19 protein-coding genes are annotated in these 17918 nt (G+C 68.0%); 13 read left to right on the top strand and 6 right to left on the bottom strand.

Features of this window, described 5'->3' with window-relative positions:
• The first annotated feature begins 298 nt into the window (after window positions 1-298).
• Genes QFZ47_RS13950 through QFZ47_RS13905 form a run of 10 tightly spaced genes read left to right on the top strand, consistent with a single transcriptional unit; the run spans window position 299 to window position 8623 of the window.
• On the top strand, window positions 299-634 hold the full coding sequence (locus tag QFZ47_RS13950) for an aromatic ring-opening dioxygenase subunit LigA (protein WP_307656196.1): 336 nt from the start codon (window positions 299-301) through the stop codon (window positions 632-634).
• Window positions 631-1458 carry a DODA-type extradiol aromatic ring-opening family dioxygenase gene (locus QFZ47_RS13945; protein ID WP_307656195.1) on the top strand — a complete coding sequence of 276 codons (828 nt, stop codon included), beginning with the start codon at window positions 631-633 and terminating at the stop codon, window positions 1456-1458. Before QFZ47_RS13950 ends, QFZ47_RS13945 begins: the two co-directional genes overlap by 4 nt.
• A 13-nt stretch (window positions 1459-1471) precedes the next feature.
• Window positions 1472-1876: a 5-carboxymethyl-2-hydroxymuconate Delta-isomerase gene (locus QFZ47_RS13940; RefSeq protein WP_307656194.1), complete on the top strand. Its 405-nt coding sequence runs from the start codon at window positions 1472-1474 to the stop codon at window positions 1874-1876.
• A gap of 4 nt (window positions 1877-1880) precedes the next feature.
• A complete protein-coding gene (hpaH, locus tag QFZ47_RS13935; protein ID WP_307656193.1) occupies window positions 1881-2684 on the top strand; it encodes a 2-oxo-hept-4-ene-1,7-dioate hydratase in 804 nt (267 codons plus the stop codon).
• A gap of 12 nt (window positions 2685-2696) precedes the next feature.
• Window positions 2697-3518, top strand: a complete 822-nt coding sequence (locus QFZ47_RS13930) for an aldolase/citrate lyase family protein (protein ID WP_307656192.1) — start codon at window positions 2697-2699, stop codon at window positions 3516-3518.
• 38 nt (window positions 3519-3556) lie between these two features.
• Window positions 3557-4030, top strand: a complete 474-nt coding sequence (locus tag QFZ47_RS13925) for a nuclear transport factor 2 family protein (RefSeq protein WP_307656191.1) — start codon at window positions 3557-3559, stop codon at window positions 4028-4030.
• Window positions 4031-4068: 38 nt separating this feature from the next.
• The gene (ilvD, locus tag QFZ47_RS13920) at window positions 4069-5805 is read left to right on the top strand and encodes a dihydroxy-acid dehydratase (protein WP_307656190.1); all 1737 of its coding nucleotides are present in this window, start codon (window positions 4069-4071) and stop codon (window positions 5803-5805) included.
• Window positions 5806-5839: 34 nt separating this feature from the next.
• On the top strand, window positions 5840-6829 hold the full coding sequence (locus QFZ47_RS13915) for a Bug family tripartite tricarboxylate transporter substrate binding protein (protein WP_307656189.1): 990 nt from the start codon (window positions 5840-5842) through the stop codon (window positions 6827-6829).
• Between the two features lie 20 nt (window positions 6830-6849).
• The gene (locus tag QFZ47_RS13910) at window positions 6850-7644 is read left to right on the top strand and encodes a class II aldolase/adducin family protein (RefSeq protein ID WP_307656188.1); all 795 of its coding nucleotides are present in this window, start codon (window positions 6850-6852) and stop codon (window positions 7642-7644) included.
• Between the two features lies 1 nt (window position 7645).
• The gene (locus tag QFZ47_RS13905; protein WP_307656187.1) at window positions 7646-8623 is read left to right on the top strand and encodes a 2-dehydropantoate 2-reductase; all 978 of its coding nucleotides are present in this window, start codon (window positions 7646-7648) and stop codon (window positions 8621-8623) included.
• A gap of 11 nt (window positions 8624-8634) precedes the next feature.
• Here QFZ47_RS13905 and QFZ47_RS13900 read toward each other — a convergent pair whose 3' ends face one another.
• Together QFZ47_RS13900 and alr are read right to left on the bottom strand one after the other, a co-directional pair.
• Window positions 8635-9369 (bottom strand): hypothetical protein, encoded by a 735-nt coding sequence (locus QFZ47_RS13900; protein WP_307656186.1) that lies wholly within the window; start codon window positions 9367-9369, stop codon window positions 8635-8637.
• Entirely contained in the window at window positions 9366-10466 is a 1101-nt protein-coding gene (alr, locus tag QFZ47_RS13895; RefSeq protein ID WP_307656185.1) for an alanine racemase, read from the bottom strand. Before alr ends, QFZ47_RS13900 begins: the two co-directional genes overlap by 4 nt.
• A 172-nt stretch (window positions 10467-10638) precedes the next feature.
• On the opposite strand from alr, the gene lplT reads away from it, so the two are divergent.
• The 3 genes from lplT (at window position 10639) to QFZ47_RS13880 (ending at window position 13449) form a co-directional block, all read left to right on the top strand.
• Complete coding sequence (gene lplT / locus QFZ47_RS13890) at window positions 10639-11943, top strand: lysophospholipid transporter LplT (protein ID WP_307656184.1); 1305 nt, start codon at window positions 10639-10641, stop codon at window positions 11941-11943.
• A 113-nt stretch (window positions 11944-12056) separates the two neighbouring features.
• The gene (locus QFZ47_RS13885; RefSeq protein ID WP_307656183.1) at window positions 12057-12947 is read left to right on the top strand and encodes a DMT family transporter; all 891 of its coding nucleotides are present in this window, start codon (window positions 12057-12059) and stop codon (window positions 12945-12947) included.
• A 13-nt stretch (window positions 12948-12960) separates the two neighbouring features.
• On the top strand, window positions 12961-13449 hold the full coding sequence (locus QFZ47_RS13880) for a glutathione peroxidase (RefSeq protein WP_307656182.1): 489 nt from the start codon (window positions 12961-12963) through the stop codon (window positions 13447-13449).
• An 11-nt stretch (window positions 13450-13460) separates the two neighbouring features.
• Here QFZ47_RS13880 and QFZ47_RS13875 read toward each other — a convergent pair whose 3' ends face one another.
• The 4 genes from QFZ47_RS13875 to QFZ47_RS13860 all read right to left on the bottom strand — a co-directional run bounded on the left by QFZ47_RS13875 (window position 13461) and on the right by QFZ47_RS13860 (window position 17877).
• Window positions 13461-13895, bottom strand: a complete 435-nt coding sequence (locus QFZ47_RS13875) for a carboxypeptidase regulatory-like domain-containing protein (protein ID WP_307656181.1) — start codon at window positions 13893-13895, stop codon at window positions 13461-13463.
• Window positions 13896-13986: 91 nt separating this feature from the next.
• Entirely contained in the window at window positions 13987-15219 is a 1233-nt protein-coding gene (gene glcF, locus QFZ47_RS13870; RefSeq protein WP_307656180.1) for a glycolate oxidase subunit GlcF, read from the bottom strand.
• A gap of 26 nt (window positions 15220-15245) precedes the next feature.
• Window positions 15246-16355, bottom strand: a complete 1110-nt coding sequence (gene glcE / locus QFZ47_RS13865; RefSeq protein WP_307656179.1) for a glycolate oxidase subunit GlcE — start codon at window positions 16353-16355, stop codon at window positions 15246-15248.
• Between the two features lie 19 nt (window positions 16356-16374).
• Window positions 16375-17877, bottom strand: coding sequence for an FAD-linked oxidase C-terminal domain-containing protein (locus tag QFZ47_RS13860; protein ID WP_307656178.1), 1503 nt, complete (start codon window positions 17875-17877; stop codon window positions 16375-16377).
• Window positions 17878-17918 lie beyond the last annotated feature (41 nt).

The raw sequence follows: 17918 nt of genomic DNA, 5'->3' as shown, positions 1-17918 counted from the left end.
TTGTGTTTGACGTGCGCTGTTCGGGGCGCGCTCCCGCCGACGGGGTACCTTGCTCCGCGAATGTCCTCCGGCCTGCGGCCTCCCCCTTTATTTCGCTGCGCAAGGCACCCCATCAGCGTGATCGTTATGCAGAGCGGTGGTTGATCGGCCAGCACAAGAGCAGCGCCCATGGTGCACAGGGCATCGGGTGCTCCCCGCAGCGAAATAAAGGAGGAGCCGAAGGCGGGGGACATTCGCGGAGGGGAGCACCCGGTGTCCTGTGCACGCGCCCTGAACAAGAGCGCCATGGATCACTGCAATGAGCCTGTACGCCATGCAGAAATTCCTGTTCACGCTCAACCGTGACGCCCAGGTGCAGCGCCGGTATGGCGAAGGCGGCGAAACACGTGCCGCGTTGCTGGCTGCCTATGACTTCGACGACGAAGAGCGCGAAGCCATCGACAAGGGCGACATCGGCAAGCTGTATGTGCTCGGCTGCAATGGACAACTGCTCATGCACTTTGCACCGCTGCTCGGCATTGCATGGGCCGACTATCTCGAAGCCATGCGCGAAGGCGTGCGCAAGTATGGCCCCGTGCGCGCCGGCATCTACGCCATGACAACAGGCACAGACGAGAAAGTGGCAGGCGTATGAGCCTCGTATTCGCAGGCGTGTGCAGCCACGCCCCCGGCATCACGGGCCGCGCCCACCTGGCCGACCCGGCCGCCAAGGACGAGTTCCACGCGCAGTTCCACCGCCTCGGTGAAGCCATGCGCGCCACGAAGCCCGATGCGGTGATCGTCATCGCGGCCGAGCACTTCGCGAACTTCTTCATGAACAACATGCCCGCGTATGCGATCGGCATGGCCGACAGCTACGAGGGCCCGATCGAGGACCCGAAGTGGCTGGGCATCGAGAAGCACACCATTCCCGGCGACGCCGCGCTGTCGCAGCGCCTGATCCGCGAGGTGATGCAGACCGTGGACGTGGCCTACGCGGAAGAATGGAAGCTCGACCACGGCATCATGGTGCCGCTGAACTTTCTCACGCCGAACTTCGACACCAAGGTCATTCCCGTGAACATCAACTGCCAGGGTCCGCCGCTCACGCCGCTGCACCGCGCATGGGCGTTCGGCGAGGCGCTGCGCCGCGCCTGCGACAAGGCGCCCGAGCGCATCGCGCTGGTGGGCACCGGCGGCATCTCGCACTGGCCGGCCACGCCCGATTCGGGCAAGGTGAATGCAGCCTGGGACGCCGAGTTCATGCGCCGCTGGTGCGCCAACGACCGCGAGGCGCTGCTCTCGCAAGACGATTACAACGACGAGGCCACCTACCGCGAAGCGGGCCAGGGCGGCTTCGAGATTCGCACCTTCATCAGCGTGGCCGCGGCTGCACGCGGCAAAGGGAATATCTTGCACATGAAGGCCATACCGATCTTCGCGGTGACATGCACCGCCGCGACGATGTCGGTCGAATGAACGGAACAACGACATGCCCCACCTGGTGATCCTCTACACGCCCAACATCGAAGCCGAGACCGACATGTCGGCGCTGTGCCGCACGCTGGCCGACACCATGCTCGCGCAGCGCGACGAGGCCGGCAAGCCGGTGTTCCCCGTCGGCGGCACGCGCGTGCTGGCCTATCCCGCCGCGCACTACGCGGTAGCCGACGGCAAGGCCGACTACGCCTTCGCGTACCTCAACCTCCGCATGGCCGCAGGCCGGCCCGAGGCCGTGAAGAAGAAGGCCGGCGACGACCTGCTGGCCGCCGTGCGCACGCATTTCGAACCGATCTTCGACAAGCGCCACATCGGCATCACGCTGCAGATCGACGAAAGCCCGGGCCAGGTGTATGACGGCAAGCACAGCAACCTGCATCCTCTTTTCAACAAGTAGAACCATGCTCACTGCCGACACCATTGCCAGGCTCGCGGCCGAACTGCACGAAAGCGAGAGGTCGCGCGTGCAGGTCGAGCATTTCTCCAAGCGCTTTCCCGAGATGACCATCGAGGACGGCTACGCCATCTCGCGCGAATGGGTGAAGCACAAGATCGCCGAGGGCCGCGTCGTGAAGGGCCACAAGATCGGCCTCACTTCGCGCGCCATGCAGCAGTCGAGCCAGATCGACGAGCCCGACTACGGCACCCTGCTCGACGACATGTTCTTCGAGCAGGGCGGCGACATCCCGTTCAAGCGCTTCATCGCGCCGCGCATCGAGGTGGAGCTGGCCTTCGTGCTCGGCAGGAAGCTGCAGGGGCCGAACGTGAGCATCTTCGACGTGCTCGCCGCCACCGACTACGTGGTGCCGGCCATCGAGATCATCGACGCGCGCATCGAGCAGTTCGACCGCCACACCAAGGCGCCGCGCAAGGTGTTCGACACCATTGCCGACAACGCGGCCAATGCGGGCATCGTGATGGGCGGCCGGCCGGTCAAGCCCGACGCGGTCGACCTGCGCTGGGTCAGCGCGCTGCTCTACAAGAACGGCGTGATCGAGGAATCGGGCGTGGCCGCGGCCGTGCTCAACCATCCGGCCACGGGCGTGGCCTGGCTCGCGAACAAGCTCGCGCCGTGGGACGAGTGCCTCGAAGCCGGTGAAATCGTGCTGGGCGGCTCGTTCACGCGGCCGACCACCGCCCTGGCCGGCGACACCTTCCATGCAGACTACGGTCCCTTGGGCGCCATCGCTTTCCGCTTGGTCTAAAGAAAGTATTTCATGCAAACACCCCTGAACACCTTCAAGCAGGCCATGCAGGCCGGCGAACAGAAGATCGGCCTCTGGGTCGGCCTGGCCGACGGCTATGCGGCCGAGATCCTGGCCGGCACCGGCTTCGACTGGCTGCTGGTCGACGGCGAGCACGCGCCCAACGACGTGCGCTCGGTGCTCGCGCAGCTGCAGGGCATCTCGAGCGCCTGGTCGGCGCAGCCCGAGTCCGAGCGCTCGCATCCCGTGGTGCGGGTTCCCGTCGGCGACGTCACGCTGCTCAAGCAGTACCTCGACATCGGCGCGCAGACCATCCTGGTGCCGATGGTCGACACCGCCGAGCAGGCGGCGCGCATGGTGCAGGGCATGCGCTACCCGCCCGAAGGCATCCGCGGCATGGGCAGCGCCCTGGCGCGCGCCTCGCGCTGGCAGGCCTATCCGCACTACCTGCACGAAGCCAACGCGCAGGCCTGCCTGCTGGTGCAGGCCGAAACCGTGGAGGCCATGAAGAACCTCGACGCCATCGCGGCCACGCCGGGCGTGAACGGCGTGTTCATCGGGCCGGCCGACCTGTCGGCCTCGATGGGCTTCGTAGGCCAGCCGAACCATCCCGAGGTGCAGGCCATGATCGCCGACGCCATTGCGCGCATCCGCAAGGCCGGCAAGGCGCCGGGCATTCTGTCGACCACCGAGGAGCAGGCGCGCAAGTGGCTGGCCGCCGGCGCGCAGTTCGTGGCGGTGGGGGTGGACACCATCCTGCTCACGGCGGCGGCGAAGCAGCTGTCGTCCCGATACAAGAGCGCCGCGAGCGCCGTGACGCCCAGCGGCTACTGAACGATTCATTCACTCGCTTTCGCACCGGAGCACCGTTCATGCAACGCGCCACCCTCGCGGCCCTTTTGGCGGCCGCCACCCTGTTCCTTGCCGCCTGCGCCCCCATGGGCACCGGCAAGCCGCAAGCCGCCACCGCCCAGCAGGAGACCAACCGCCAGACGGTACTCGCCTTCTACGAAAAAGGCCTGAACCAGAAGGACGCCGACGCGGCCCTGCAGTACGTGGGCAACCGCTATGTGCAGCACAACCCTACGGCGGCCGACGGGCCCGAGGGCTTCCGCAAGTTCATTGCGTTCCTGCGCGAGAAGTTTCCGAAATCGCACAGCGATATCAAGCGCAGTTTTGTCGATGGCGACCATGTGATCCTGCACGTCAACTCGGTGCGCGAACCGGGCACACGCGGCAGTGCCATCGTCGATATCTTCAAGCTGGAGAACGGGAAGATCGTCGAGCACTGGGATGTGGTGCAGCCCGTGCCCGAAACCGCCGCGAACAAGAACGGCATGTTCTGACGCTTCCGCAATCCAGCCAGCCAGCCGATGCCAGCCCGATGACCACCCCCACCGATCCGAACAGCAAGCGCTTCCGCTCCGCCACCATCCGCCAAGGCACGATCCGCGCGACCACGCGCAGCTTCCTGCATGCGCTGGGCCAGGACGACGAGGACATCGAACGCCCGCACATCGGCGTGTTCCACACCGGCGGCGAGATGAGCCCGTGCAACCTCAACCTGCGCGAGCAGGCACAGCACGCCAAGACCGGCATCTACGCCGGCGGCGGCACGCCCCACGAATGCCCGGTGGTGTCGGTGAGCGACGGGCTCACCATGGCGCATTCGGGCATGCGCTTCTCGCTGATCTCGCGCGAGCTGATCGCCGACAGCGTCGAGGCCTCCACGCGCGGCCACCAGTGGGACGGCATCTTCGCCATCGGCGCCTGCGACAAGAACCTGCCGGGGCTGATGATGGGCATGGTGCGCTGCAATGTGCCGAGCGTGTTCGTGCACGGCGGCTCGGCGCTGCCGGGGCAGATGCCGGGCCCGGACGGGCGCGACCTCAACGTGGTCGACACCTACGAGACCATCGGCAAGGTGCTGGCCGGCACCGCCACGCACGGCGAACTCGACGCGATGAGCCGCGCCTGCCTGCCCACGGCCGGCGCGTGCGCGGGGCAGTTCACGGCCAACACCATGGGCATGGTGTCGGAGGCGCTGGGCCTGGCGCCCATCGGTTCGAGCATGGTGCCGGCGGTGTTCAGCGAACGCGCACCGCTGATGCGCCGCGCCGCGAAGAACCTCATGAAGGCGGTGATGGGCGACAGCCCCCTGCCGCGCGACATCGTCACGCGCAAGGCGTTGGAAAACGCCTGCGCCGTGGTCTCGGCCACGGGCGGCTCGACCAACGCCGCGCTGCACCTGCCGGCCATCGCGCACGAGGCCGGCATCAGGTTCCACCTGGACGACGTCGCCGAGATCTTCGCGCGCACGCCGCTCATCGCAGACCTGCGCCCGGGTGGGCAGTACCTGGCGCGCGACGTGTTCTACATCGGCGGGGCGGGCGTCATTCTTCGCACGCTGATGGCGCAGGGCTTCGTGCATGGCGATGCGCTCACCTTCACCGGCCGCACGCTGGCCGAGGAACTGGCCGATGCCGCCGCGCCCGACGGCCGCGTGGTGCGCGCGCCCGGCAACCCGATCTCGCGCGACGGCGGCCTGGCCGTGCTCAAGGGCAATCTCTGCCCCGACGGCGCGCTGCTCAAGACCGCGGGCCTCCAGACGCTGGTGCACCGCGGCCCGGCGCGCGTCTTCGATTCGGAGGAAGAAGCGCAGGCCGCCGTGCAGAACCGGCGCTACGAGCCCGGCGACGTGATCGTGATCCGCAACGAAGGCCCCCGGGGCAGCCCCGGCATGCGCGAGATGCTGGGCATCACCGCCCTGCTCTACGGCCAGGGCATGGGCGACAAAGTGGCGCTTTTGACCGACGGGCGCTTCTCGGGCGCCACGCGCGGGCTTTGCATCGGCTATGCGGGGCCCGAAGCGGCCGACGGCGGGCCGATTGCGGCGCTGCAGGACGGCGACATGGTGGCCATCGACGCGCGGGCCGGGGCGCGCAGCATTTCGGTGGAACTGGCGGCGGAGGAAATTGCGCTCCGGCTCTCCAGACGTCAGGTAAACGCGGGGGTCCCGCACCGCGGCTTGCTGGAAAAATACGCGCTCACCGTGCGCCCGGCCTGCCAGGGCGCCGTGACCCATTCGGGCGCAGTCACCTGGCTGCGCGACGAATCGTGAAACGCAACCCACAACACCCCGGAGACAAATCATCATGACCTTCACCCGCCGCCAGCTGCTGCAGACCACCGGCGCCTCAGCGCTGCTTGCCAGCCTGGGCCAGCATGCCTTCGCGCAAGCCTCGCTCGAAACCGCCACCATCGTCACCGGCTTTGCGGCCGGTGGCACCTCGGACACCACCTGCCGGCGCATCGCGCAGAAGCTCAGCCCCGACTACGCCAAGGCCGCCGTGGTGGAAAACCGCACCGGCGCGGGCGGCCAGATCGCCGTGAGCTACGTGAAGGGCCGGCCCGCCGACGGCGCCACCATCCTGCAGACGCCGACCTCCATCCTCACGATCTATCCGCACATCTACAAGAAGCTGCCGTACGACCCGATGGTCGACCTCACGCCGGTGAGCATCGCGTGCATCTTCGACTTCGGCTTTGCGGTCGGCCCCGCGGTGCCCGCCAGCGTGAAGACGGTGCCCGAGTTCCTGGCCTGGGCCAAGGCCAATCCGGCCGGCGCCAACTTCGGCTCGCCGGCCGCGGGCTCCACGCCGCACTTCATCGGCGCGTTGCTGGGCAATAAGGGCGGCGTCGAACTCAAGCACGCCGCCTACCGCGGCACGCAGCCGGCCATGCTCGACCTGCTGGGCAGCAACATCTCGGCCGTCTCGGGCCCCATCGGCGACATCACGCAGCACCTGGCCTCGGGCAAGGTGCGCATCCTGGGCGTCTCGGGTGCCAAGCGCAGCCGCTTCGCGCCCGACGTGCCGACCTTCGGCGAGCAGGGCATCAAGGACATGGCGCACAGCGAATGGTTCGCCTTCTTCCTGCCGGCCAAGGCCTCGCCGGAGTTGGTCGCGAAGCTCAACACTTCGATGAAGAGCGCGCTGGCGCAGAAGGACGTGATCGACGGCCTCGGCACCTTCGGCCTGGAAGCCATGTCTTCCACGCCCGGCGAGCTGACCGACCTGCTCAAGAAAGACACCGCCAAGTGGGCGCCGATCGTGAAAGAAGTCGGCTTCACGGCTGAGGGATAAACCTGCATGAAGGAACTGCAATGAACACACTCGCCACCCGCGTGCCGCCGTCGGCTCCGGTCCATCCCTCGATCCATCCGGACGAGCGCGCCGCGCGCGAAGAGCTTGCGGCCTGCTATCGCGTGTTCGCGATGCTGGGCTGGACCGAGATGATCTACAACCACATCACGGTGCGGCTGCCCGCGAGCGTGACGGGCGGGGAGAAACAGTTCCTCATCAACCCCTTCGGGCTGCACTACAGCGAAGTCACGGCCAGTAACCTGGTGAAGATCGACCTGCAGGGCAAGGTGCTCGACGGATCGACGTATCCGGTGAACCCGGCTGGCTTCACGGTGCACGCCGCCATCCACGACGGCCTGCCCGGCGCGCACTGCGTGATGCACACGCACACCACGGCCGGCGTGGCCGTGGCCTGCCTGCAGGGCGGCCTGCAGCAGACCAATTTCTATACCGCGCAGCTGCACGGCATGGTGGCGTACCACGACTTCGAGGGCATCACCATCCATGCCGACGAGGGCCCGCGCCTGCTCAGGAGCATCGGCGACCGCAACGCCGTGATCCTGCGCAACCACGGCCTGCTGGCCTGGGGGCAGACGCTGCCGCAGACCTTCGCGATTCTCTGGACCTTGCAGCGCGCCTGCGAGATCCAGATGGCCACCTTCTCGATGGGCGCGGCCATTCCCGTGAGCGAAGAGATCGCGCAGCGCTGCACGCGCGACGCGCTGCAGTTCAGCCCCGAGCACGGCGCGGGACAGGACGTGTTCGATGCGCTGGTGCGGCAGGTCGACCGCATCGACGCCAGCTACAAGAACTGACATGAAGATCTGCATCTACGGCGCCGGCGCCATCGGCGGATGGATCGGCGCCGGCCTGGCGCAAGCTGGCGAACGGCTCAACGTGGTGGCGCGCGGCGCCACGCTCGAGGCACTGCAGCAGGGCGGCCTTTCACTGATGCGGGGCGAGGTGCGCACGCGCGTGCCCGTCAACGCGCAGGCCGACCCCGAATCGCTGGGCGTGCAGGACCTGGTGGTCATCGCCGTGAAGGCGCCCGCGCTGGCCGGCGTGGCCGAACGCATCGGGCCGCTGATCGGGCCCGACACCCTCGTGCTGGTGGCGATGAACGGCGTGCCGTGGTGGTTTCTCGAAGGCGGCTTCGGCGGCGCCATCACCGGCCATCGGCTTGCGGCGGTGGACCCCGACGGCGCAATTGCACGGGCCATTCCGTCGCGCAACGTGATCGGCTGCGTGGTGCATGCGAGCTGTTCGCTCGATGCGCCGGGTGTGGTGCGGCATCACTTCGGCAACGGGCTGATCGTCGGCGAGCCTTCGGGCGAAGCCACGCCGCGCGTGCAGAAGCTGGTCGCGCTGCTGCAGCGTGCCGGCCTGGACACCACGCTGTCGCCGCAGATCCAGAAGGACGTGTGGTTCAAGCTCTGGGGCAACATGACGGTGAACCCGATCAGCGCGCTCACGGGCGTCACCACCGACCTGATCATGGGCGACCACTACGTGCGCGGCTTCATCTCGGCCGTGATGCTCGAGGCAAAAGAGATCGGACAGCGCATCGGCATCGAGATCACGCAGAGCCCCGAAGACCGGCACGCGGTGACGATGAAGCTCGGCGCGTTCAAGACCTCGATGCTGCAGGACGTGGAAGCCGGACGGTCGGTGGAACTCGATGCGCTGGTGACCGTGGTGCGCGAACTCGGCGAGCTGACGGGCGTCGCCACGCCGTTCACCGATGCGCTGCTGGGGCTGGCGCGGTTGAAGCTGCGGCAGCTCGGGCTGTACTGAGCGCCGCCGGTTCAGTTCTTCTTCAACAAGACGCGCACCGCCTCGGGCAGCGAATTGACCTGCGGCATGAAGTGGTCCAGAACCGCACCCAGGATCACGGCGCAGGCGACGGCGCCCAGCAGCGGCTTCCACGTCAGCCGCACGGCCGCCATCAGCCAGCCCTCGCGCGCCACGCGCACCGCCGCGCGCGCCGACACGTACGAGAACGCCACTTCGACGGCCACGGCCAGCAGCGCGTCCCAGCTGAAGTAGAGCAGCACCAGCGAGCCGGCGCCGAGCACGATGGCCACGCAGACCAGGAAGATGGCGACCACCGGCACCACGATGACGGCGCCTTCGTCGGCAGCGCCAGCCACATCGAGCGCGCCGCTGGCCGCGTCGGACAGTGCGCTGCTGCCGGCGCCGCTTCCCGGGCTACCGCCCGCATCGAGCGCAAGATCGCCCGCGTCGACGACGTCCCCGGCATCGACGTTGAACTCGGCCCGGTTCTCGACCAGCCGCCGGGCCCACCAGCGCAGCACCAGCAGATAGCCGAGATAGCCCACGCCCAGCGTGAGGAAATAGCGCACCGCCAGCGACTGCACGCCGAACAAGTGCATCTGCAGCGCCGACACACCCCACATCAAGAGCAGCGTGAAGCTGCCGATCAGGATGCCGTGCGTGCGCAGGCTGTAGTTGCGGTGCAGGTCGCGCTCGAGCTGCGTCTCCCACAGGCGCACCGAGCGCCAGTTGGAGAGAACCTTCATTCGCCGTCGGCGGGAGCGAAGGGCACGCGCGGCGCCACCGCGCACATGAGCTCGTAGCCGACCGTGCCGGCCGCCTGCGCGACCTCGTCGATGGACAGCACCGCGCCGGTCACGGCCGAGCGGCCCCACAGCGTGACCTCGGTGCCGAACTTCGCCTCGGGCACGGGCGTGAGGTCGACGGTGATCATGTCCATGCTCACGCGGCCCACCATGCGCGTGCGCACGCCGTTCACCAGCACCGGCGTGCCGGTGTTGCAGTGGCGCGGATAGCCGTCGGCATACCCGACCGCCGCAACACCGATGGTGAGCGGCCCTTCGGCCGTGAAGTTGGAGCCGTAGCCGATGGTGTCGCCGGCCTTCAGCGTCTGCACCCCGATCAATTGGGTCGACAGCGTCATGGTGGGCTGCAATTGCCAGTGCGCCGCGTCATGCTCGGGAAAATCGGGCGCGCTGCCGTACAGCAGGATGCCGGGGCGCATCCAGTCGCCACGGGTCTGCTCAGGATGGCGCAGGGTGGCAGCACTGTTGGCGATGGTGCGTTCGCCCGGCAGGTCGCGGGTGACGCGCTCGAACACTTCCAGCTGGTGGGCGATGCCGCGCGCGCCATCGGCGTCGCTGAAATGCGTCATCAGCGAAATCTCGTCGACCTGCGGCAGCGCGTTCAGGCGCGTCCAGGCCGAGCCGAAGCGCTCGGGCGTGTAGCCCAGGCGGTTCATGCCGGAATTCATCTTGAGGAACACGCGCTGCGGCTTGAGCGTCTTGTGGGCCGCGAGCATGTCGATCTGCTCGTCGCAGTGCACCGTGTGCCACAGGTCGAGCCGCGAGCACAGCTCCAGGTCGCGCGCGTCGAACACGCCTTCGAGCAGCAGCACCGGGCCGCGCCAGCCAAGTGCGCGCACGCGTTCGGCTTCGGCCAGGTCGAGCAGCGCAAAGCCGTCGGCGCCGCGCAGGCCTTCATATACCCGCTCGATGCCATGGCCATAGGCATTGGCCTTGACCACGGCCCAGACGCGGGCATCGACCGCGGCACGCCGTGCCCGCTCGAGGTTGTGGCGAAGCGCGGCGGTATGAACAGTGGCGAGAATGGGGCGCGGCATGGTTGGCGTCGGATGGTGAACAGATGCGGTTTTAGCATCTTCGCAGACAGGGCCGTCCAGGGTGGCAACGCTGATTTCGCCGCCGTACCCCCATGCTATAACCGCCCATTCGCCCAAAACACGCGACACTTTTTACTACTGCCAGCACCTTTCCTGGCCAGCCAGCCCATCGATGAAGCGCGGTTTCTACACGATCATGTCGGCCCAGTTCTTTTCGTCGCTGGCCGACAACGCGATGTTTGTCGTGGCGGTCGAGCTCATGCGAAGCACGGGAGCGGCCGAATGGCAGCGCGCGGCGCTGGTGCCGATCTTTGCCGTCTTCTACGTGGTGCTTGCGCCGCTGGTGGGCGCCTTCGCCGACGCCCTGCCCAAGGGGCGGGTGATGTTCATCAGCAACGCGATCAAGGTGATCGGCTGCCTGATGATGCTGTTCGGCTCGCATCCGCTGCTGTCGTATTCGATCGTTGGGCTTGGCGCCGCGGCCTATTCGCCGGCCAAGTACGGCATCCTGACCGAGCTGCTGCCGGCGTCGCAGCTGGTCAAGGCCAACGGCTGGATCGAAGGGCTCACGATTGCCTCGATCCTGCTGGGCATCGTGCTTGGCGGCTCGCTGGTGGGCCACGCGGTCTCCAGCCGGCTGCTGTCCTTCGACATGCCGCTGATCAACACGGGGGTCGATTCGCCAGCCGAGGCGGCCATCTCGGTGCTGATCTTCGTCTATATGCTGGCGGCCTGGTTCAACACGCGCATTCCGCACACCGGCGTCGAGATGCGGCCGCTGCGCGCCAATGAAGCGCACGGCCTGGCGCGCAACATGTTCTCGCTGCTGCCCGACTTCTGGCACTGCAACGCCCGCCTGTGGCGCGACAAGCTCGGGCAGATCTCGCTGGCCACCACCACGCTGTTCTGGGGTGCGGGCGCCAACCTCAAGTACATCGTGCTGGCGTGGGCCGCGCTCGCGCTCGACTACAACACCACGCAAGCCACGGCGCTCACCGGCGTGGTCACCATCGGCATGGCGGTGGGCGCCATCGTGGCCTCGATGCGCATGCGCCTGGACATGGCCACGCGCGTGATTCCCATGGGCATTGCGATGGGGCTGCTGGTCATCAGCATGAACCTGATCAGCAATGTCTGGATCGCGGTGCCCTTTCTCATTTTGCTGGGCGGACTGGGCGGCTTCCTGGTGGTGCCGATGAACGCGCTGCTGCAGCACCGCGGCCACAACCTCATGGGCGCGGGCCGCTCGATTGCCGTGCAGAACTTCAACGAACAGGCCTGCATCCTGCTGCTCGGCGGCTTCTACAGCGCCTGCACGGGCCTGGGCCTGTCGGCCTTCGCGGCCATCGGCGCCTTCGGCGGCGTGGTGGCGGGCTGCATGTGGCTGATCCAGCGCTGGCATCATCAGAACCTGCGCAAGTACCCTGAAGAAGTCGAGCACCTGCTCGCCATCGCCCGCAGTGATAAACATCATTGACCTCCCCCAGGCTGCGCGCACTTCGTGTCGCTTCGCCCACCCCCTCACCGGGGGCAACACCGGTGGCCCGGCAAAGCCGGTTCCACGGTGTTCCACGAAAAATTCCCGTCCTCATGGCCGCTTTAGCACTGATCTTCAACGCCTTCGTATGGGGCGTTTCGTGGTTTCCGTTCCGGCACATCGAAAGCCACGGGCTGCATCCCGTCTGGACCACCTGCATCATCTACGTGGCGATCTCGCTGGCCATGGGGTTCTTTCGCCGGCACGCCTGGCGCGGCTTCGCGGCGTATCCGATGCTGGTGCTGCTGGGCCTGGCGGCGGGCTTCACCAACCTGGGCTTCAACTGGGCGGTGACGCAGGGCGACGTCGTGCGCGTGGTGCTGCTGTTCTACCTGATGCCGCTGTGGAGCGTGCTGCTGGGCTGGGCCGTGCTGGGCGAGCGGCCCACGGCGGGCGCGCTTGCGCGCGTGGCGCTGGCACTGGCCGGCGTGGTGGTGGTGCTCAAGGCGCCCGGCGTCGAATGGCCGGTGCCTTCGAGCGTGCCGGACTGGCTGGGCCTGGCGGCCGGGTTCAGCTTTGCCGTCACCAACATCGTGCTGCGCCACCTGCGCAACGCGCCCGGCGAATCGCGCGCACTGGCCATGTTCTGCGGGTGCGCGGCGGTAGCCGGCATTGCGGCGGCGGCCGGCACGCTGCTCGGCGCCTTCGGCTCCCCATTGCTGGCCGAGCCGGGCTGGATCGGATGGGCAGCCTTGCTGGGCGCCGGCTTCGTGGTGGCCAACGTCTGCCTGCAGTACGGCGCGGCCCGGCTGGCGGCCAGCGCCACGGCGGTAATCATGCTGTCGGAGGTGCTGTTCGCGAGCGTTTCGTCGGTGGCGCTCGACGCGGCCGCGATGAGCCCGCGCATCCTGGCCGGCGGCGCGCTGATCGTGCTGGCGGCCGTGTGGTCGGCGTTTGCGCGAACGCCGGCGCGGAGCGATGATCGCCTTTCGTCCCCCACCTGAGCAAGGCACTGCGATGACCAGCATCTACGACTTCGAAGCCAACCGGATCGACGGCCAGAACGTGAAGCTCTCGGCCTTCCGCGGCAAGGTGCTGCTGATCGTCAACACGGCCAGCCAATGCGGCTTCACGCCGCAGTTCGCCGGGCTCGAGGAGCTGCACGAAAAGTACGGCGGCCAGGGGCTGGTGGTGCTGGGCTTTCCGTCGAACCAGTTCGGCTCGCAAGACCCGGGCACCAACGAGGAAATCGGCGCCTTCTGCACCACCAACTACGGCGTGAGTTTTCCGATGATGGAAAAGATCGACGTCAACGGCAGCAACGCCGCGCCGCTCTACCAGTGGCTCACCAAGGAAAAGCCAGGCCTGCTGGGCAGCACGGCCATCAAGTGGAACTTCACCAAGTTCCTGGTCGGGCGCGACGGGCGGGTACTCAAGCGCTATGCGCCGCTCGACACGCCGGCCTCGATCGCGCGCGACATCGAGGCGGCGCTGGCGGCGGGCTGATCAAGGCCCGGTCAGAACCTGAAATCGGCCGTCTTCGAGCCGCCGCCTACCGTCACCGTCTGGCTCTTGGCAGTGGCTCCAGCCATGGCGGCGTCGATGGTGTAGCGGCCCGCCGGCAGATCGATCAGGCAGACCGGCCCGCTGGCGCGCAATGCCAGCGAAGGCGCGCCGTCGGCGCCCTTGATGTCGACCTGGACATCCGCCAGGTAGGCGCCATCGGAGCGCGCGAAAAGCAGCGCCAGCGGATGCTCTTTCATGGCCGCGCGCATTGCAGTCGATTCGTCCGAGCCGATGCCGCCGCAAACATAGCGCACCGCGCCCTCGCCCTTCCATTGCGGCATGGCCGACTGGGCCTGCACACCTGCGGCGCCGGCTGCGCATGCCAGCGCCAGCAAGGCGCGCCACAGGTTCTTCGGCAGGATGAACGCTTGAACAGAAGAAGACATGAGGCTTGCTCCTTGGAAATTCGGTGCCGCCATGATGCGGCTCGCCGCGCTTGCGCGCGAGTCGGACCAGGGCGCTCTTCGGTGTGCGCGATCAGGCCGCCGACAGCGCCGCGTCCAGCAGTTCCACCCAGTGCCGCACGGGCGTCTCGTGGCTGCCGCTTTGCAGGTGCGTGATGCAGCCGATGTTGGCCGAGGCGATGACGCTCGGCTGCAGTTGCTTCAGATGCTCCAACTTGCGGTCGCGCAGCGGGTAGGCCAGTTCGGGCTGCAGCACCGAGTAGGTGCCGGCCGAGCCGCAGCACAGGTGCGATTCGTTCAGAGCCACCCGCACGTCGAAGCCGAGCGCGCGCAAATGCGTTTCGACGCCGCCGCGCAGCTTCTGGCCGTGCTGCAGCGTACAGGGCGGGTGATAGGCGACCACGCCCTGCGGCGCGTGCACGCGGGCCTTCAGCGCAGGCACCAAGTCGGGCAGCAGCTCGCTCAGGTCGCGCGTCAGCTCGCTGATGCGCGCGGCCTTGGCGGCGTAGGCCGCGTCGTGCTGCAGGATGTGACCGTATTCGCGCACGGTGACACCGCAGCCCGAGGCGTTCATCACGATGGCTTCGACCTCGTTCCGTTCGACCATCGGCCACCAGGCGTCGATGTTGGCGCGCATCTGCGCCTTGCCGCCCTCCTGGTCGTTGAGGTGGAATTTCACGGCGCCGCAGCAGCCGGCCTCGGGCGCGATCACGGCCTGGATGCCGGCCGCATCGAGCACGCGCGCGGTGGCGCTGTTGATGTTGGGCATCATCGCCGGCTGCACGCAGCCCGCGAGCATCAGCACCTTGCGCGCATGCGTGGCAGTGGGCCAGGCGCCGGCCTCCTGCTTCGCGGGCACCTTGGCCTTGAGCGCATCGGGCAGCAAGCCGCGCACCGACTGGCCGAGCTTCATCGCGGGGGCGAAGAGCGGCGACGGCAGCCCTTCCTTCAGCAGCCAGCGGGCGGCCGATTCCATGGCGGGGCGCGGCACTTTCTCGTCGACGATCCTGCGGCCGATGTCGACCAGGTGGCCGTACTGCACGCCGCTTGGGCAGGTGCTCTCGCAGTTGCGGCAGGTCAGGCAGCGGTCCAGGTGCAGCTGCGTGCTGCGCGTGGGGGCCTTGCCTTCGAGCACCTGCTTGATCAGGTAGATGCGGCCGCGCGGGCCGTCGAGTTCGTCGCCGAGCAGCTGGTAGGTGGGGCAGGTGGCGGTGCAGAAGCCGCAGTGCACGCACTTGCGCAGGATGGCTTCGGCTTCGCGGCCTTCGTCGGTGCCGCGGAATTCAGGGGCGAGTTCGGTTTGCATCGCGGGGGGTCTCGATTTTCTTTTTTCTAGGCGTCGGCGAACAGACGCGCGCGATCGAAGATGCGGTGCGGATCGAACTCGTGCATCAGTGCGTGGTGGATGCGGGCCACGGGGGGGCTCAATGCGTCGAAGCGCGAGACGTCGGCGCCAGCGGCGTCGGAGCCGGGCATCCTGAACAGCGTGGCGTGTCCGCCCGCCGCACGCGCGGCTTCGCGGATGCGCGCGGCCTGCGCGGGCGGCGCCTTGTACCAGCGCTGCCCGCCATGCCATTCGACCAGCGGCGCGTCGCCATCGCCCCACGCGAGCACCGATGCAGTCTGCGGCAGCGACAGGCGCCACAGCGCGTGCGGGCCGCTGGCGGTATCGAACCATGGCAGTTGCTGGTCGCGCAGCGCCTGCCATTCCGCCGCGGCGGCCGCGTTGTCCCTGCGCTTGCCGCCCAGGTGCGCGCAGGCGGCTTCCACCGCCGCGACCGCGCCGCGCAGGCGCAGCTGCAGGATGCCGGCGCCCGCCTGTTCGAACCAGCAGCTCGCATTCAGCGGCAGCGGCCGGCCGCCCCATTCGTTGAGCAGGCGCAGTGCATCGGCCTGGGTGCAGGTGAATTCGAGCGTGGCCTCGGCCGGCGCGACGGGCAGCACCTTGAGGCTCACTTCGGCAATCACGCCCAGCGTGCCGAGCGAACCCGCGAGCACGCGCGAGACGTCGTAGCCGGCCACGTTCTTCATGACCTGGCCGCCGAAGCTCAGCACTTCGCCGCGGCCGTTGACGAGCGTGGCGCCCAGCACGTAGTCGCGCACCGCGCCGACGCTGGCGCGCGCCGGGCCGCTGAGCCCCGCCGCGACCATGCCGCCGACGGTGGTGCCGGGGCCGAAGTGCGGCGGCTCGAACGGCAGGCACTGTCCCATCTCGGCCAGCACGGCCTCGAGCTCGGCGAGCGGCGTGCCGCCGCGTACGGTGACCACCAGTTCGCTGGGTTCGTAGCTCGTGATGCCGGTGAGCGCGGTGGTGCTCAGGATGTCGCCCTGCGGCGTCTCGCCATGAAAGTCCTTGGTGCCGCCGCCGCGGATGCGAAGCGGTGTGGCGTCGGCGGCCGCGGCGCGGATGCGTTCGGCAATCTGGCTGAGGGCTGGATCCATGTCGTCTCTTTTTATTTGCTCAGAAGCGCGGCAGGTCGGGATGCGGCAGCCGGCCGCCGCGCACCACCTGCTTGCCGTATTCGGCGCAGCGCTGCAACGTGGGAATCACCTTGCCGGGATTCAGCAGGCCGGCCGGATCGAAGGCCCGCTTGACGCCGAACATCTGCTCGTTCTCGGCCGCGGTGAACTGCACGCACATGCTGTTGAGCTTTTCCACGCCCACGCCATGCTCGCCCGATACGGTGCCGCCCATGGCCACGCTAGTCTCGAGGATGTCGGCACCGAAGAGCTCGCAGCGGTGCAGCTCGTCGGGGTCGTTGGCATCGAACAGCACCAGCGGATGCAGGTTGCCGTCGCCCGCGTGGAACACGTTGCAGCAGCGCAGCTTGTATTTCTTCTCCATCTCCTGGATGGCCAGCAGGATGTCGGCCAGCCGCTTGCGCGGAATGGTGGAGTCCAGACACATGTAGTCGGGGCTGATGCGGCCCGACGCGGGGAACGCGTTCTTGCGGCCGCTCCAGAACTTCATGCGTTCGTCTTCGCTGGTGCTGACCGCAATGGCGGTGGCGCCGGAGGAGCGCAGCACGGCCGTCATGCGGTCGATTTCCTCTTCCACCTCTTCGGCGGTGCCGTCGGATTCGCACAGCAGGATCGCGGCCGCATCGAGGTCGTAGCCTGCATGCACGAAGTCTTCGACGGCGGCGGTCATGGGCTTGTCCATCATCTCGAGCCCCGCGGGAATGATGCCGGCCGCAATCACCGCGGCCACCGCATCGCCGGCTTTGCGCACGTCATCGAAGCTGGCCATGATGCAGCGCGCGAGCTGCGGCTTAGGCACCAGCTTGACGGTGACCTCGGTGGTCACGGCGAGCATGCCTTCGCTGCCGATGACCAGCGCGAGCAGGTCCAGGCCCGGCGCGTCGAGCGCCTCGCCGCCGAACTCGACGAAAGCGCCTTCGGCCGTGAAGCCGCGCACGCGCAGCACGTTGTGCAGCGTGAGGCCGTACTTGAGGCAGTGCACGCCGCCCGAGTTCTCGGCCACGTTGCCGCCGATGGTGCAGGCGATCTGGCTCGACGGATCGGGCGCGTAATACAGGTTGAAGGGCGCGGCGGCTTCGCTGATGGCGAGGTTGCGCACGCCGCACTGCACCACGGCCGTGCGGCTCACCGGGTCGATCTTCAGGATGCGGTTGAACTTGGCGAGCGACAGCGTCACGCCCAGCGCATGCGGCATGGCGCCGCCCGAGAGCCCGGTGCCCGCACCGCGCGCCACCACGGGCACGCCGAGCTGGTGGCAGGTCTTGAGCACGGCCGCCACCTGCGCCTCGGTTTCGGGCAGCGCCACCACCAGCGGCCGCTGCCGGTAGGCGGTGAGGCCATCGCACTCGTAGGGCGTGGTGTCCTCGGCGTGCCAGATGAGCGCGTGCGCCGGCAGGTGGGCCTGCAGGGCGTGCACGATCTGCGACTGGCGGTCGGTTTTCTGCAGCGAATCGTGCTGGACGGCGGTGAGCGGCGCGTTCATGGGTGTGTCTCGTGGTGCCTCGCACTCTACGCAAATGGGGC

Origin of the sequence: Variovorax paradoxus, from assembly GCF_030815975.1 — a bacterium.
Lineage (GTDB): Bacteria > Pseudomonadota > Gammaproteobacteria > Burkholderiales > Burkholderiaceae_C > Variovorax > Variovorax paradoxus_N.
This window is presented reverse-complemented; position numbering and strand designations above follow the sequence as displayed.

What these genes read in the sequence shown, in the direction of transcription:
- QFZ47_RS13880 (WP_307656182.1), top strand. Translation starts at nt 12,961, where the DNA reads ATGACCAGCATCTACGACTTCGAAGCCAACCGGATCGACGGCCAGAAC.
- alr (WP_307656185.1), bottom strand. Translation starts at nt 10,466, where the DNA reads ATGCCGCGCCCCATTCTCGCCACTGTTCATACCGCCGCGCTTCGCCAC.
- QFZ47_RS13950 (WP_307656196.1), top strand. Translation starts at nt 299, where the DNA reads ATGAGCCTGTACGCCATGCAGAAATTCCTGTTCACGCTCAACCGTGAC.
- QFZ47_RS13925 (WP_307656191.1), top strand. Translation starts at nt 3,557, where the DNA reads ATGCAACGCGCCACCCTCGCGGCCCTTTTGGCGGCCGCCACCCTGTTC.
- QFZ47_RS13945 (WP_307656195.1), top strand. Translation starts at nt 631, where the DNA reads ATGAGCCTCGTATTCGCAGGCGTGTGCAGCCACGCCCCCGGCATCACG.
- QFZ47_RS13910 (WP_307656188.1), top strand. Translation starts at nt 6,850, where the DNA reads ATGAACACACTCGCCACCCGCGTGCCGCCGTCGGCTCCGGTCCATCCC.
- QFZ47_RS13860 (WP_307656178.1), bottom strand. Translation starts at nt 17,877, where the DNA reads ATGAACGCGCCGCTCACCGCCGTCCAGCACGATTCGCTGCAGAAAACC.
- QFZ47_RS13905 (WP_307656187.1), top strand. Translation starts at nt 7,646, where the DNA reads ATGAAGATCTGCATCTACGGCGCCGGCGCCATCGGCGGATGGATCGGC.
- lplT (WP_307656184.1), top strand. Translation starts at nt 10,639, where the DNA reads ATGAAGCGCGGTTTCTACACGATCATGTCGGCCCAGTTCTTTTCGTCG.
- QFZ47_RS13875 (WP_307656181.1), bottom strand. Translation starts at nt 13,895, where the DNA reads ATGTCTTCTTCTGTTCAAGCGTTCATCCTGCCGAAGAACCTGTGGCGC.
- ilvD (WP_307656190.1), top strand. Translation starts at nt 4,069, where the DNA reads ATGACCACCCCCACCGATCCGAACAGCAAGCGCTTCCGCTCCGCCACC.
- QFZ47_RS13930 (WP_307656192.1), top strand. Translation starts at nt 2,697, where the DNA reads ATGCAAACACCCCTGAACACCTTCAAGCAGGCCATGCAGGCCGGCGAA.
- QFZ47_RS13915 (WP_307656189.1), top strand. Translation starts at nt 5,840, where the DNA reads ATGACCTTCACCCGCCGCCAGCTGCTGCAGACCACCGGCGCCTCAGCG.
- QFZ47_RS13900 (WP_307656186.1), bottom strand. Translation starts at nt 9,369, where the DNA reads ATGAAGGTTCTCTCCAACTGGCGCTCGGTGCGCCTGTGGGAGACGCAG.
- QFZ47_RS13885 (WP_307656183.1), top strand. Translation starts at nt 12,057, where the DNA reads ATGGCCGCTTTAGCACTGATCTTCAACGCCTTCGTATGGGGCGTTTCG.
- QFZ47_RS13940 (WP_307656194.1), top strand. Translation starts at nt 1,472, where the DNA reads ATGCCCCACCTGGTGATCCTCTACACGCCCAACATCGAAGCCGAGACC.
- hpaH (WP_307656193.1), top strand. Translation starts at nt 1,881, where the DNA reads ATGCTCACTGCCGACACCATTGCCAGGCTCGCGGCCGAACTGCACGAA.
- glcF (WP_307656180.1), bottom strand. Translation starts at nt 15,219, where the DNA reads ATGCAAACCGAACTCGCCCCTGAATTCCGCGGCACCGACGAAGGCCGC.
- glcE (WP_307656179.1), bottom strand. Translation starts at nt 16,355, where the DNA reads ATGGATCCAGCCCTCAGCCAGATTGCCGAACGCATCCGCGCCGCGGCC.